At 49.7% G+C, this 13,907-nt stretch carries 13 protein-coding genes; 3 read left to right on the top strand and 10 right to left on the bottom strand.

From position 1 onward, the window contains the following. Window positions 1-182: 182 nt before the first annotated feature. Entirely contained in the window at window positions 183-2,636 is a 2,454-nt protein-coding gene (gene pheT / locus P4D80_RS18215; RefSeq protein WP_421655424.1) for a phenylalanine--tRNA ligase subunit beta, read from the bottom strand. 158 nt (window positions 2,637-2,794) lie between these two features. Here pheT and P4D80_RS18210 point away from each other — a divergent pair, with 158 nt between their 5' ends. Next, window positions 2,795-4,861, top strand: a complete 2,067-nt coding sequence (locus P4D80_RS18210; protein WP_421655423.1) for a protein kinase domain-containing protein — start codon at window positions 2,795-2,797, stop codon at window positions 4,859-4,861. Between the two features lie 585 nt (window positions 4,862-5,446). On the opposite strand, the gene P4D80_RS18205 is transcribed toward P4D80_RS18210, so the two are convergent. The 8 genes from P4D80_RS18205 to P4D80_RS18170 form a co-directional block, all read right to left on the bottom strand. Further along, the gene (locus P4D80_RS18205; protein ID WP_421655422.1) at window positions 5,447-6,019 is read right to left on the bottom strand and encodes a PepSY domain-containing protein; all 573 of its coding nucleotides are present in this window, start codon (window positions 6,017-6,019) and stop codon (window positions 5,447-5,449) included. 63 nt (window positions 6,020-6,082) lie between these two features. After that, entirely contained in the window at window positions 6,083-6,754 is a 672-nt protein-coding gene (locus tag P4D80_RS18200) for a Fe2+-dependent dioxygenase (RefSeq protein WP_421655421.1), read from the bottom strand. 128 nt (window positions 6,755-6,882) lie between these two features. Next, window positions 6,883-7,221: a hypothetical protein gene (locus P4D80_RS18195; protein ID WP_421655420.1), complete on the bottom strand. Its 339-nt coding sequence runs from the start codon at window positions 7,219-7,221 to the stop codon at window positions 6,883-6,885. Window positions 7,222-7,412: 191 nt separating this feature from the next. Beyond that, window positions 7,413-8,042, bottom strand: a complete 630-nt coding sequence (locus P4D80_RS18190) for a calcium-binding protein (RefSeq protein WP_421655419.1) — start codon at window positions 8,040-8,042, stop codon at window positions 7,413-7,415. A gap of 101 nt (window positions 8,043-8,143) precedes the next feature. Further along, entirely contained in the window at window positions 8,144-9,139 is a 996-nt protein-coding gene (locus tag P4D80_RS18185; protein ID WP_421655418.1) for a sensor histidine kinase, read from the bottom strand. A gap of 47 nt (window positions 9,140-9,186) precedes the next feature. After that, complete coding sequence (locus P4D80_RS18180) at window positions 9,187-9,549, bottom strand: hypothetical protein (protein WP_421655417.1); 363 nt, start codon at window positions 9,547-9,549, stop codon at window positions 9,187-9,189. Then, window positions 9,515-10,192 carry a response regulator transcription factor gene (locus P4D80_RS18175; protein WP_421655416.1) on the bottom strand — a complete coding sequence of 226 codons (678 nt, stop codon included), beginning with the start codon at window positions 10,190-10,192 and terminating at the stop codon, window positions 9,515-9,517. Before P4D80_RS18175 ends, P4D80_RS18180 begins: the two co-directional genes overlap by 35 nt. 207 nt (window positions 10,193-10,399) lie before the next feature. Further along, window positions 10,400-11,368 carry a sodium:calcium antiporter gene (locus P4D80_RS18170; RefSeq protein WP_421655415.1) on the bottom strand — a complete coding sequence of 323 codons (969 nt, stop codon included), beginning with the start codon at window positions 11,366-11,368 and terminating at the stop codon, window positions 10,400-10,402. A 247-nt stretch (window positions 11,369-11,615) separates the two neighbouring features. Here P4D80_RS18170 and P4D80_RS18165 point away from each other — a divergent pair, with 247 nt between their 5' ends. Continuing rightward, window positions 11,616-12,305: an IS1 family transposase gene (locus P4D80_RS18165; RefSeq protein ID WP_421655414.1), complete on the top strand. Its 690-nt coding sequence runs from the start codon at window positions 11,616-11,618 to the stop codon at window positions 12,303-12,305. A gap of 4 nt (window positions 12,306-12,309) precedes the next feature. Here P4D80_RS18165 and P4D80_RS18160 read toward each other — a convergent pair whose 3' ends face one another. Further along, on the bottom strand, window positions 12,310-12,516 hold the full coding sequence (locus tag P4D80_RS18160; RefSeq protein ID WP_421655413.1) for a hypothetical protein: 207 nt from the start codon (window positions 12,514-12,516) through the stop codon (window positions 12,310-12,312). Window positions 12,517-12,641: 125 nt separating this feature from the next. On the opposite strand from P4D80_RS18160, the gene chrA reads away from it, so the two are divergent. After that, window positions 12,642-13,865, top strand: a complete 1,224-nt coding sequence (gene chrA, locus P4D80_RS18155; RefSeq protein ID WP_421655412.1) for a chromate efflux transporter — start codon at window positions 12,642-12,644, stop codon at window positions 13,863-13,865. Window positions 13,866-13,907: the final 42 nt, after the last annotated feature.

The raw sequence follows: 13,907 nt of genomic DNA, 5'->3' as shown, positions 1-13,907 counted from the left end.
CCTGGTTGCGGGCTGCGCCCCCACTCCCTCTCTAATTTCAATGTCCTAATGCTCCCGCGTAGAGCTATATCGCATAGAGCTATATTATTTCAACTCTACAGCACGGGTGAGGGAATAGTTAAGAAAGGTCACGGCTTAAACCTGTAGCCCCCTCCTAGGGAGGGGGGAGGTTATGCACCAGCTTAGCTCCGCAGGTCTACCCTGAACTTCTCAACCAGCGCTTCCCGTACTTTCTGATGAACAGGTTCAATGTCTTCATCGGTAAGGGTGCGATCGCTGGCCCGATAAACCAATCGGAAAGCTAGGCTTCGCTTACCCTGAGGAACGTTTTCACCCCGGTACTCATCAAACAATTCGACTGACTCCAGCAGTTCCTTGCCGGTTTTTATGATTAATCGCTCCAGTTCGGCAACGGAAACTTGATTGGAAACAAAGAAGGCAATATCGCGATCGGAGGGTGGATAGGTAGAGTAGGGTTTGAAAATAGGAACGAGGAGTTCTTCCTGATCGATCTCGCCCAGCAAAACATCCATATCCAGTTCAAACACGTATACCTCATCTGGAAGCCCCCGTTCTTGGCGCAACTGGGGGTGCAGTTGCCCGAAGGTGCCCAGACGAGTGCCCCGCACCCAGAGTGAAGCCGTTCGACCAGGGTGCAAGCGGTGATCGCGGCGATCGGGTTGATATTCCACGACTAGCCCCAACCGGGTAAACACACTTTCCAGGACACCTTTGGCGGTATACCAATCCATTGGCTGTTCTCGCCCAGCCCGTTGCCACTTACCCTGGGTCGGATCCCCACCTAAAATACCTGCCACGGATTCTGCTTCATTTAGCCCATCTTCCTCTGACCAGAAAACGTGGCCAATTTCAAAGGCATTCAGTGGACCATTCCCCTGTTCCAGGTTATATTGGAACGCATCAATCAGCCCGGAGATGAGATCTGTTCGCAGGGCAGAGTATTCCGCAAATAGGGGATTGGTGAGAATGATTTGCCGCTCTCCGCCGGGTTTTACCAGAGAGTAATGCATGACTTCGGTTAAACCTACCGCTCGCAGGGTTTCCCGCAGTTTGCGAGTCAACATCTGCTCAATCGGGAGATAGCCAGGTTCTGTTTTGTCTGGGAGGGTGTCACAGAAGTTGTTGTAACCGTAAACACGAGCAATTTCTTCAATCAGGTCAATTTCCCGTTCTAGGTCACGGTAGCGGTAGGGCGGTACCGTAACGGTCCAGACGCGTTCTTCAGTTGTGGGAGACACGGTACAACCCAACGCCATCAGAATCCGTTCAACCTCCTGGGGCTGAAGTTCGCCAATTTCTTCGCCAATCATAACTGGCCCCAGGATTTGATTCACCCGGTCCAAGCGTAGCTCGATGGAGCAGGTAAAGGAGGTTTGATTGGCAGCGGTGTCGGCAGTTTCTTGAGCGGTGAAGGTTCCTCCAGCCAGTTGGGTAATCAATTCCAGGGCGCGGCGGCAGGCAAGCTCCAGTTCAGCCTGATTCACACCCCGTTCGTAGCGGGCGGAGGCTTCAGTTCGCAATCCTTGAGAACGGGCCGAACGACGAATGGTGGCGGCATCAAAATAGGCGGCTTCCAGCAGCAGATTCTGGGTGCTGTCAGATACTTCCGTTTCTTCGCCGCCCATTATGCCTGCCAGGGCTATGGGGACGTTGTTGGCGGTAATCAACAGCGCCTGCTCGCTCAGGGTGCGTTCCTGACCATCTAGGGTTTTGAGGGTTTCACCGGATTCTGCAAACCGGACTCCAATTTGCAGCACATTTTGTTTTTTGGCTTGCTTTTGACTGACGGCAATCAGGCGATCGCGATCAAACGCATGCAGTGGCTGCCCCCATTCCAGCAGGATGTAATTAGTGGCATCCACCACATTGTTAATTGGGCGAATTCCTAATGCCTGTAAGCGCTGCTGGAGCCAGAGCGGAGAGGGGCCAATTTTGACCTGCTCAACTACAGTGCCAATGTAGGTTGGGCAGGCTTGTGATTCGGAAATCTTCAATTTCAGGTTGCCTGTGCCGCTAGGCGGGTGGATGGGTGCGGGTTGGGGCAACCTTAAAGCAGCTCCCGTCAAAGCAGCAAGTTCCCGGGCAATACCCACCATGCTGAGGGCATCTGCCCGGTTTGCAGTAGAGGTTAAATCCAGAATTACATCATCCAGTCCCAGTAGTGGACGGACATCGCTGCCCACCTGCAAATCATCTCTCGCAAAACTGTGAATCCCCTCTGATTCTTTCGCTAATCCCAGCTCTGCCAGGGAACAAATCATGCCTTCGGAGGGAACACCCCGCAATTTGGCTGGCTTGATTTTCAGGTCAATCACTGGCAGGTAGGTTCCCAGGGTGGCAACGGGGACAAACAGTCCCGCTTTGACATTGGGAGCCCCACAGACGATATTGGATGGAGTTTTTGCCCCAATATCCACCTGACAAACGCTGAGCCTGTCGGCGTTGGGGTGGGGTTCGCATTCCAGTACCTTGCCAACGACGACTCCATCAGCCCAGGTGCGTCGGTCTTCGATGTCTTCTACCTCAAACCCGGCCATCGTGAGCAGGTCTGCTAACTCCTCTGGAGTCATGGTGATGTCAACCAGTTCTTTTAGCCAGTTCAGAGAGATCCGCATGAGTGCCTTAAAACCCCTTTTTACGCCAGCCTGACTATTCTATCGTTGTGTCGTCTCAATCCGAATAGTGGGAGCGATCGCCAAAAAAGATGACGCTTTGTCCCCAACCCGGCTAGGTTAGAATCTGGTCAATTTTCCAGAAGCGTGGGGAAACCAGAATGGCACCGCTCTATTGCAGCCAGGGACACGAAAACCTTGAAGATAGCCGCTTTTGTCGCCAGTGTGGTGAACGACTGAACCCGGTGACGGAAGAACTCTACCAGGGTGGCATTGTGGGTAGAACGTTGAGTTTTCGCTATCGAGTTTTACGAGAATTAGGGCATGGGGGATTTGGACGCACCTATCTGGCAGAAGACATCAATCGTTTCCATGAACCCTGTGTTTTGAAGGAGTTTGCGCCCCAAGTACAGGGTAGCCAGGATCTGCAAAAAGCAGAAGAGCTATTTGAGCGAGAAGCTGGCATTCTCTACCAGCTTCAGCATCCTCAAATTCCCCGCTTTCGGGAACTGTTCCGGGCCGAATTTCAGGGTCGGGGACGACTGTTTCTGGTACAAGACTATGTGGAAGGGCAGACCTATCAGGCGATTTTGCGATCGCGCCAGAGCCAGGGATTCTGCTTCAGCGAAACAGAAGTGACCCAGCTCCTGTTTCAGCTACTGCCCGTCCTGACCTACATCCATGAACGCGGGGTGATTCACCGGGATATCTCGCCGGATAACCTGATCTGGCGCAGTGCCGATGGGCTCCCGGTTCTGATTGACTTTGGCGGTGTCAAACAGGTTGCTGCAGAGGTCATATCTCAGGTCAATCCGGCGCGTGTTGCTCAACCGTCGGGAGCCACCCTTTTGGGAAAAATTGGCTATGCTCCGGTTGAGCAGATTGCTAAAGGAGAAGCTTTTCCTCACAGTGACCTGTACGCGCTGGCCATGACGGTCCTGGTGCTGCTCACTGGAAAAGCCCCCCAGGATCTGCTCGAAGACAACCACTGGCAGAAACAGGTTCGCCTCAGCCCCCAGTTCATGTCTATCTTGAACCGCATGCTGGAGCCTTACCCGGTGAAGCGCTTCCAGTCCGCCCAGGAGGTTTTAAGGGCATTGAAGGGAGGAGTGCCCAAGCCTCGCCACAATATCACCCAGCCCCCAGTTGAATATCAATCAGGACAGAAGCCCTATCCAGCGACAATCGCCGTTGCCCTGCCTGCCAAAACAGAATTGAGCCAGTTCCAGACCCTGCCACCTGTTCCTGTCCGTTCAAGGCGAGGTTCCGGCTTTGTGGGATTCTTTGCTTCGCTTCTATTCGTAGCTGGACTGGTAGGTAGCGGCTGGTGGGCGGGTAATCGCTGGTTATTGCCACTGCTACCCATTTCCCAGGAAAACCAGGTCAAACCCCAAAAGCCAGGCCCTCAGCCCACTCCTTCTAACCCACTGGAACCCACTTTCTCAAAGGCAGAGCAGACCCGGAAAGAGAAAATCATCAAACGGCGCGAAGAACTGGGGATTGACAATACGTTCTTCGTAGGGCTGGTCAACCAGGTTTTTCATGCAAAACATCCGGAACTGGAGGGACGGCAGTTGAGCCGAGAAACTAAAGATAAAGTGCTCCGCTCCGAGTGGGACAAAATTGCAACTGACCTCCTCGATCGCCTGCAAACCATTAGCCCGGAGGCGCGATCGCGGATGGGACAGTACACGGAGGCCAGTATCCAAGCGCGACAGACCACCGTTAACCAGCTCAACCTCAGTAGCCGTGCCCTCAATGACCTGACCGATGCTCAATTCTTTTCTCTGTTTCCAGAGCAACCCCGCGAGAATTTGTTAAAACAGCCGGTTGGTCAGGTATGGCAGGCGATCGCCGATGACCAGCTCAAAGCGCTTCGGGCGGGCACCGCTCTGGAGGCAATTCAATTCCCTGAAGGCAGTTTTAGCCATCAACTCAATGGCAGCCTCAAGCCCGGTCAGGGTAAAGCCTACACGGCTCAACTAGCCAAAGAACAGATGATCCGCCTCAAGCTGCAAACCGACAGCCCCTCTGCTCGTATCTCTTTCTATCTACCCACCAGCAAATCGGCAGCACTGCTGGAGGATTCTTCTGAAAGGGAATGGTCTGGCAAACTGACGGAAACAGGGCTGTATGAAGTGGTGATTGTGGCAACTGGCAGTGATCCGGTGAACTACACTCTCGATTTAGGAGCCGCTGAGGAAGTCAACACTGGAGGAGAAAATTGAAACTCTAGCTTCCTTCAGCGCTAGTCGCGAATAAGTGTGCCAGGTTAGTGGGAAGTATCTCTTGCATAGCTGTAGCCAGCAGGCTTAGGACGGGGTGCAGGGGTGGAACCCCTGGCTGGGGGCGAAGCCCCCACTCCCTCTCTAATTCCAATGTCCTAACGCACCTGTATAGAGCTATAACACATCCAAAGTTGCAAGCCGTATAGACGGAAAAGCTCCAGAGTTTGACAATCTAAGTCCGGCTGGCTGTTCCCGTCGTCGTTGCCTGCGAATATGGTTCCGGCCTCCCCGATGGCAATAGATAAGAATGGCTGTTATGGCAAATCTTCGAATTTTAGCAGCCTTCACCATTCGATCCATTACGCTGTCGGGATTCCTGGGAATCGAGCTTCGAGCAAAGTTGACATTTTTCCTAGTCAGGACGTGCCATCATCCACTTCGAATCGGAGCTAGTAATTCATCCACCTACAACTGATCTGCTTCGGATAGTTTGGGTGGGGAACCTGTTGGTGATGATCGATATGAGTGTCATAGGGTGCTCGCTCGTATACTTAATCAAACACCACATTTGACAATAATTCCCCTTTAGTCACTTTCCGTCGACTGAGAAGATCGTCGTCTGTGGAAAATGCCTGACATTTGAATCCCCGTTAACAACATCGCAACCAGGCTGGTTCCAACCAAAAGGACGTAGATAGGTTTGAGTGTTGAACCAAGATATGATCCTTGATGAATTTTGAGGAGGAAAGTGGCTTGCTCATCTGACAAACCAAACCAAGCTCTGCCAAGACGGTAAAACACACCTGTAATCGCACTCACGGCAAAAGGCAGAGATGCAATCGGAGCAATAACTTGATGTAACCTTCGTTCATCCAGTTTGAGAGGTTTAGATATTGCAGTTTTTTTACTCTGTTTAATTAAAGTAATGCCGCTGACAATCATGCCCAGTAGTCCTAGTCCAACCAACAGGACATAAATTGGAACGATCGGCTTACCCAAAAAACGACCTTCATGCAGCGCCATCATGAAATCACCAAATTCATCAGACAAACCAAACCAACTTCTACCGATTCGATACGCAACCCCTGTCAACGCTGTGAGCAATAGAGGGATAAACAGAATCGGTGCAGTTTTCCGGTGCAGTTTTCGTAGATTCATTGCTAAATATCTCCTGATTGTGTAGTCTTTGGTACTTTTGGTACTTTATGTGTGTGGTTAGCTCTAAACTTCTGCCCATTTTCGGAGTAAGTTGGCATGAAGTTTACAGAGCAAATCAAATTCCACTGTTTTTCCGTGTTTTTCAAATGTTGCGCGTCGAACAGTGTCCAGTTCAAATAACATTTCGCGCTCATGGGCATCTCGAATGATGCTGTGTACCCAAGTCACCGCTGCCAGTCGAACCCCATCAGTCACTTCTGCCACACGATGCAGAAATGTAGACGGATAGACGATCATTGATCCGGCCGAAAGTTTGAAGAATTGCTCTCCTAGGCTAGGATCAATCACCAGTTCGCCACCGCTATAGGTATTGGGATCATTGAGGAATAGCGTTAGAGATACGTCAGAGCGAGTCAAAACGTCATCTCCCATCAGGGCATTGTCAGTGTGCATTCCGTAAAACATTCCTGCCTCGTAGCGACTGAATAGGAGAGGGCGAATTGCTTTAGGACGAACTGCTGTCTGAAAGAGAGAATTTCGTTTGAGTGCCTGATTAACGATCGCCCTAATTTCTTTGGCTATGTCACTATCTCCTTTTAGCTGATAGTTTTCTTTCACTGTCTTAGCGTAGGTTCCAGCAGTCAGCTTGCCATCTACAAATTCTGCGTCTTTCAAGCCGAGATGAATCTGCTCCAGTTCTTCAGGCGTGAGAACATTGTCAATGCACAAAATCATCGCACTCAAACCTAATTGCTTTGGAATAGAATATAGAATGAACTCATTGTTGCGATCGCAACTTAGAACGTTTAGATTGAATTCCTTGCTGCGATCGCACTACATTCAGCACAACAATGTACGCTCAGTTATGAAACCGTACAGGTCGAATTTTCTCCGGATTCACCTTTTTCACCAGATTCACCATCTTCACTGCATTCACCAGATTCACCTGATTCACCCTGTTCTCCGTTTGAAGCGAAAAGTAATGCAGTGGAAAGATTTACAGTTGCAGGTCGGGTAGCTTTTAGCACGGACGATTGCTTTGGCAGTGCGCTCGATTCCCCACCTTCGCTATCCTGCGAACTAGGAGAAGGACTTGGAGACATTTCACCGCCTTCTTCACCGCCAGCATCGGCAGTTCCACAAGCGCTTAGAGTCGCAGCTAGACTGATGCTGAGAAATAGAGCAACAGCTTTAGAATTCATGACAAATTCCTCCATTAGCAACTAAGAGTCGAGGTACGAATACAAGAAGTAAGAATCCAGAAAAGGTGCATTGCTGAATCTGGGAATGAAAAAGTTGCTGGATGCTTGAAACTTCCGTTTCAATTCATCCCACTTTTCAGCAACGCCCAGAAAAGGCATCCCTAACTCTATGCTGGTCAAAACTTAGTGTGTTAAGAAATCACAAAGTCTGTCGCGGTGATTTGCGAGGCATTAATCCCCTGCAATATCGCCAACGTCTTGCCTGTGCCAGACAGTTGAATTAGCGTGTCTTTGGCAAAACTGCCGGTGCCTTGAACGATTTGGAGATCTGAAAAGCTTACATCATCGAGCTTTAGCTGATCCACACCATCCCTAAAGTCAGTGATGGTATCGGCAAATTGATAGCCAGGTTTATTGGGCTTGTACTTGATTTCAAACCTATCTTTGCCTCTTCCACCCGTGAGAATGTCTGCTCCTTGGCCACCTTCGAGCAAATCGTTGCCACTGCCGCCAATAAGTGTGTCGTTCCCTTTTCCGCCTTCGAGGTAATCGTTACCACCTCTACCAAAGAGGCGATCGCTGCCGTCCTTTCCATCAAGTTTGTCGTTGTTGATGCTACCTTCTAGGCGATTGTTACCCTTTGTCCCTTTAATTTTGGTTGAGGAACCGTAGTTATCACCGGACTCACCGAATTCACCGGACTCGCCCGATTCACCCAATTCACTGGATTCACCCAATTCACTATCGAAACGAGTGCGAAGAGACCGACCTGTCGACAATTGCGAATCAAGATCGAGAAATAAAGACAGTGCTTTGGACATGGTAGTTCTCCTCTTTATCCATAACTGGAACTACCAGTTAGTAAAATCTGAAAAAGTAAAGAAGTCGGAAACCTAGTCTGAGTTTCTAAAAAGAGGATATTTCATCTTGCTAGTGGGAGCTTCACATAGAAGCAACTTCCTTCCCCCAATTTGCTTTTCACAGTGATATCACCTTGATGGCGTTGAGTAATTGTTTTGGCGATCGCCAGCCCCAGCCCAGAACCCTCCCCATATTGGCTACGGGCTTGGTCGGCTCGCCAAAAACGATCAAAGATATGCGGCAGTTGTTCAGGAGCAATGCCGATGCCCGTATCCTGGATTGTTACAAGAGCATAAGTTCCAATTCGCTGCAACGACACAATCACAGTTCCACCCGATGGCGTATATTGCAACGCATTGGTCAAGAGATTCATAAATAACTGCTGAAGCTGGGAGGCATCGCCATTGACCTCTACACCAGAAATCAATTGGAATTTCAGGGAAATTTGGGACTGCTCAGCGCGATCGCTATAGAGATTTACCAGATCTTCTAGCAGTTCATCTAAGGCGATATATCGCCATCCGCTTTGATCTGGAGCTTGCCGATCCATACGAGCCAACAGCAATAGATTGTCAATCAATTGGCTCATTTGAGCTGAAGCCATTGCCATGGAATTTAGCTTTTCTACATCAGCAGGATGAATACGCTCCGGATGACTCTGCATCACTGCAATCGATGCGCGAATGGCAGTGAGAGGGTTACGCAACTCGTGAGAGGCATCTGAGGTAAACTGCTTCAGCTGATCAAAACTTTGCACAACTGGCTTTAGTGACTCACAAGTCAGCCAGATTCCACCCAGCGCAGCTAATCCTGAAACGGTTAACACCCCAACAATTAAGCTCCACCGCAAGCGGCGCAGTTCCGCTTCCAATGTAACGGTCGATTCAGTAGCGCGAACGTACCCTAAAATTTGATAGACTTTATTGGGATGAGTCTTAGAAACAGCGTAAGCAGGCCGAGTAAAGCTGCGAATATTACCTATCTGGATTAATATTCCATGCTGAGGAATATCTGATGGGAGTGAAGTTTGTAAGAAAACCTTCCCTTCACGTACCATTAATCGCTGCTGTGCATCATACCATTCCACCCCTTGATGAGAGGCTGCTAGGGACTAACAGGAATCTGCGAAACCGATTTTGCCTTATACTTACCCATCAGTTGAGACAGCGTGATTGGAAGTGGCATGCCATCAGAGCCAACCGGAACATAACCTTTGTATTTGTCCTCCGTTGTCAGTTCTTCATATTCATGCTGGATGATTTCCAGTGTCCCTGCAGAGGAAGCGGCAACCTGACGGAGGTGAGCATTTAACTGCTGGTTGCGGTCGTGAGCAACTAGCAGATAAACAGCAGCAGAGAATGTTCCTAAAATTGCAGCAATGATTAGGAAATAAGAAAACAACAGTCGATTTCGCAAATTACGAAATCGGCGATCAGAGATTGGGGTTGAGTCGGTATCCCAAGCCATAAACAGTCTCAATTAAATTAGGCGGTGCACCTGCGGCTTTGAGCTTCTGACGCAAGCTTCGCAGATGAACTTTAACAGTTTCTTCTCCAGGCATATCCTCGAATGCCCATACGCGCTCCAAAATCGTGCTACGACTGAGAACACGACTTCCATTTCGTAAGAATAATTCTAGTAAAGCATATTCTTTAGGGGTCAAAATCAAGGGAGAATTGTGATACATCACTGAGCATTCATTCGTGTTCAACGTCAATTTTTCCCACTCCAAGATTGGTGAAAATGTCACATTGCCACGCCGCAACAGTGCTCGAACTCTTGCTAGCAACTCTGGGAGATCGAATGGTTTGACCACATAGTCATCAGCCCCAACGTCTAGACCTAATACCTTATCCATACTGGTATCACGCGAGGTCAGCATTAGAACTGGAGTTTTATTTCCACTTTGTCGTAGTTTTTTGCAGAGGCTAATCCCATCCAACTTTGGCAACATTAAGTCTAAAACAATCAAATCAAACGCACCTGTCTCGGCAAACGTTAAACCAAGCTCACCATCATTAGCCACTTCTACCACATAGTGCTGATCACTCAGGGCTTCTGCGATCGCCTTTGTAATTCGAGAATCGTCCTCTACTAGCAGGATTTTCATCTCTATTACCCATCCAAACAAGTTGACGCTTTGCCTAAAGTAGCGCTATCAGTGCTGCCGTGATCATAAGATAACGTTAGATGATAAGGATTGACGAAGATAGGTTAAGCATCATCATATCCGTTCTACTGTGGCTAAAAACCTATTCCAGCCATAGTAGAATAATTTCAGTGCTGCGTAGAGTCCAACCATTGAAACTTGGTTGCACTAGATCAGCAACATGGCGATCAGAATGATCGGGTAAATCGCAAGAAGAATACCTCCGCTCATTTGACTGAGGCGCTGCTGAGGCGCTGCTAGTAAAATGACCAAGACCAGGGCAAGCAGCATCGCGATCACTGGTTGATGCAATAGCGTAGCGTCGGTAACAAACAGTGGACGAATCACAGCCGCCGCTCCCAAGGTCATCGTGATGTTATAGGCAAAAGACCCCACAACCCCAGCGACTACAACTTCTGTAGCTCCTTTGCGAGCAGCTGACCAGCACAGGACGACCAACTCAAACGCTGTGGCAAAACCCACCACCGTCAATGAAAGGGTAGTTTGATTTGCCTCAATATCTGTAATCTGGCGCACGGCTTCAACCAGCATCACTGAGCCAATCGCCATTGCCATCAAACCTGCCATCACCAACATCAATTCCTTTCCAACACTCCCTTTTTGTTTCCCGTTTCCCTCCAGCACTAATTCTTCAGCAGCGGCTTCAATCGCACCTGTTTCTCCCATGGCAGGAGGTTGCCGCTCCAAAATCCAGATCACACTGATATAGAGAACATAGAGAGCTAAAAGAATGGCACCTTCCAACCCGGTCACTTGACCATCCCAAATAAAACTAACTGCTGCTATGCCGATGGAAAACCCGACCAGAGCATAGCGCATCACTTGTTGCCCAAATGGTAATGGAGCTACGATCGCGCCTACGCCCAATGCCACTAAGCAGATGGCAATATTTGCACCAATCACATCTCCAAAGGCGATCGCTGGGGCGCCTCTCAACGTTGCAGCAATCGTTGTTGCCAGTTCTTCCGGCTCTGCTCCCGCCAGCAATAGTGCCAGAGCGAAACTGCTTACCTGTAACCTCACTGCGGCTTCGCCCAGATGCTTGGCAAAAATTTCAGCTCCCCACACAATCGCTGCCACTCCTGCAATAATCACTCCTCCCCACACAATCACCATAACGATGGTCCTCTAAAGAATCTACTCATTTCATTCAATCATTTCATTCAGTATGAAAGTACATCTAAGCCAAACTAAGAAGCACTAGGCAACTCTTTCCCCCAATCATCTGAAGGTTAATATCTAGCCACTCGTTTTGATAAGTCAAAACTGGATAAATTTGACGGCACTGAGAACTGTCTGAAAGTAAGTAATCAATGAATGGGCGTTGCTGCAAGGGTAATGCACAATTTGGCATTATAGAAGGATGAAATGTCCTCAATGTAATTCAACTGAAACGGCAAAGAACGGGCATCGTCGAGGCAGACAATGCTACAAGTGCAAGCAGTGTGGTCGACAATTTCTTGCAACTTACTATCCTTGGCGCTATTCGAATGAGGTGAAGCAATTGTGCATCAAGATGTACCTCAACGGCATGGGACTGCGAGGCATCGAACGGGTCACCGAAATCCATCACACGACGATTCTGCGTTGGATTCGGGCGGCAGGACACCAATTGCGGGATGCGCCAGAAGTAGAGGAGATTCCAGAGAACACCGATTTGGACGAACTGCAAACCTTTGTAGGCAATACGCGCAACAAGCTATGGATTTGGACAGCGGTTAATCATAAGAGAGCCGGAATCTTGGCGTGGGTGATTGGTGACCGCAGTGCGGAAACATTCAAGTGGCTGTGGTCAATGGTCAAATGCTGGCAATGCTTCTTCTATATCACCGATGGATGGAAAGTCTACCCGATGTTCATCGAAGAGGGCGACCAGATTGTGAGCAAAACCTACATGACTCGCGTGGAGGGGGAGAACACTCGTCTGCGGCACTACTTGGCACGGTTGCACCGCAAGACCTTGTGCTACTCTAAGTCTGTCGCAATGCTGAAATGTTCCCTTCGTTTGCTGCTTCACTCCTTGAAGGATTGGACAGTTCCTTTGCCAGCTTAAATCATTACAGTTTCAGCAACGCCTCGGTGCAGTCTACCAGTATGCATAGCAGGAACCGTCCCACTGCTTTGCGACGTTTGTGTGCGATCGCTGTGGTGAAATGACCGTGAAACCCTACAGTCGGCACATCAACGGTCAGCACGTCTGTCTGCCCTGTAGTGAGGCTTTGCAATTGGAAATGATGCCAACTGCAACTCCGATGCCGGCTCATTCCTAGTTTATCTAATTGGGTGAATGGGGGATTGCTTGCCGCAAACAGGCAATCCTCACGACCGGATTAATACTTGATTAATACTTGATTGATACTTGTCGGAAGGGTTGAGAGGGTGATCGAGAATGGATGATCACGCAATGGAACTGAGCAGCAACGGTTCCCCTGTCAAAACGACACCGCCGATGATGACTCGGCTTGAGATGGCGCTGCGTTTTTTGAAACTGGGTTCCATTGGTTTTGGCGGTGGTGTGGCGGTCATCGCCCTGATGGAGCAGGAATGTGTGCGGCGGCGGACATGTGTGGAAACTGAGGAGTTTCTGCACGGGGTTGGGTTAGGACAAATTCTGGGTCCCTTTGCGGTCAATACGGCCTTTTTCATTGGCTATCGAATGTTTGGGCTAGGGGGGGCACTGCTGGCACAAGCTGCATTCTTAGCACCATCGGTGTCACTGGTAATTGGGTTGTCTTGGCTGTACTTCAGCTTTAACCAAATTCCTTCGCTCCAAGGGGCACTGGCGGGGCTAGCTCCTGTGGTGATTGCGCTGATCCTGAGTGCTGCCTGGTCAATGGGGCGCAAATCAATTCAATCGACGGTGGCGATCGCCCTCCTCCTGGTAGCTGTTGGGGGTAGCTTGGCGCGGATTAATCCTGTCTGGATACTGGCGATCGCGGGCGTAGTCGGCTATTTACTGAAGCTTGACCGTTCGCGTTCCCGTGGCCAAGCGGCTTATCTGATACTGCCTCTGCCGCTCTTGATCAAAGGATTGCCGCATACCCTGTCTGCCGCCCTGCCCGCCACTTCAACCCTGATGACGGTGGGGCTTTTAACGCTGGCAATGGGCTTTCTTAAAGTCGGAGTCGTCTTTTTTGGCGGGGGATTTGTGCTGATTCCGGTGCTGCATCAGCAATTGGTGACGCAGCTAGGTTGGCTAACGCCGCAAGAATTTATCGATGGGGTCGCCATCAGCCAGTTAACCCCTGGGCCAATGGCAGTGCTAGCCACGTTTACAGGCTACCGAATGGCGGGCATTGCCGGTGCTTTGGTGGCAACGGTGGCTCTGTTTTTGCCTGCGACCCTTTTAATGTGGGGAATTTCCCATTTCTATCAACAACTTCGCCAGGTCACAGCGGTCAAAGATTTTCTGGCTGGGGTCAATCCAGTCGTGGTGGGCTTAATTCTGGCGGCGGCGATTGCGCTGGCTCCCAGTTCGCTCCATTGGGAGCGTCCGCTCAGTCTAGTTTTGGGTGCGATCGCCCTTGTTTTGTTCACTCGCTTCAAATGGCATCCCGCCTTTGTTTTGGCGATCGGAGCGCTAACGGGAACACTGGCCTCCGCTTGGATTTAAGTATTTATTTCGTGTTGGCAAATCGCCGTTTAGGTATGAAGG

It is taken from the genome of Leptothermofonsia sp. ETS-13 (genome assembly GCF_049200465.1).
In the GTDB taxonomy this organism is placed as follows: domain Bacteria; phylum Cyanobacteriota; class Cyanobacteriia; order Leptolyngbyales; family Leptolyngbyaceae; genus Leptothermofonsia.
The sequence above is the reverse complement of the archived record's forward strand: the minus strand, read 5'-3'. Positions and strand labels throughout refer to the sequence as shown.

What these genes read in the sequence shown, in the direction of transcription:
- chrA (WP_421655412.1), top strand. Translation starts at nt 12,642, where the DNA reads ATGGATGATCACGCAATGGAACTGAGCAGCAACGGTTCCCCTGTCAAA.
- P4D80_RS18200 (WP_421655421.1), bottom strand. Translation starts at nt 6,754, where the DNA reads ATGATTTTGTGCATTGACAATGTTCTCACGCCTGAAGAACTGGAGCAG.
- P4D80_RS18170 (WP_421655415.1), bottom strand. Translation starts at nt 11,368, where the DNA reads ATGGTGATTGTGTGGGGAGGAGTGATTATTGCAGGAGTGGCAGCGATT.
- P4D80_RS18165 (WP_421655414.1), top strand. Translation starts at nt 11,616, where the DNA reads ATGAAATGTCCTCAATGTAATTCAACTGAAACGGCAAAGAACGGGCAT.
- P4D80_RS18185 (WP_421655418.1), bottom strand. Translation starts at nt 9,139, where the DNA reads ATGGTACGTGAAGGGAAGGTTTTCTTACAAACTTCACTCCCATCAGAT.
- pheT (WP_421655424.1), bottom strand. Translation starts at nt 2,636, where the DNA reads ATGCGGATCTCTCTGAACTGGCTAAAAGAACTGGTTGACATCACCATG.
- P4D80_RS18210 (WP_421655423.1), top strand. Translation starts at nt 2,795, where the DNA reads ATGGCACCGCTCTATTGCAGCCAGGGACACGAAAACCTTGAAGATAGC.
- P4D80_RS18190 (WP_421655419.1), bottom strand. Translation starts at nt 8,042, where the DNA reads ATGTCCAAAGCACTGTCTTTATTTCTCGATCTTGATTCGCAATTGTCG.
- P4D80_RS18195 (WP_421655420.1), bottom strand. Translation starts at nt 7,221, where the DNA reads ATGAATTCTAAAGCTGTTGCTCTATTTCTCAGCATCAGTCTAGCTGCG.
- P4D80_RS18175 (WP_421655416.1), bottom strand. Translation starts at nt 10,192, where the DNA reads ATGAAAATCCTGCTAGTAGAGGACGATTCTCGAATTACAAAGGCGATC.
- P4D80_RS18205 (WP_421655422.1), bottom strand. Translation starts at nt 6,019, where the DNA reads ATGAATCTACGAAAACTGCACCGGAAAACTGCACCGATTCTGTTTATC.
- P4D80_RS18180 (WP_421655417.1), bottom strand. Translation starts at nt 9,549, where the DNA reads ATGGCTTGGGATACCGACTCAACCCCAATCTCTGATCGCCGATTTCGT.
- P4D80_RS18160 (WP_421655413.1), bottom strand. Translation starts at nt 12,516, where the DNA reads ATGAGCCGGCATCGGAGTTGCAGTTGGCATCATTTCCAATTGCAAAGC.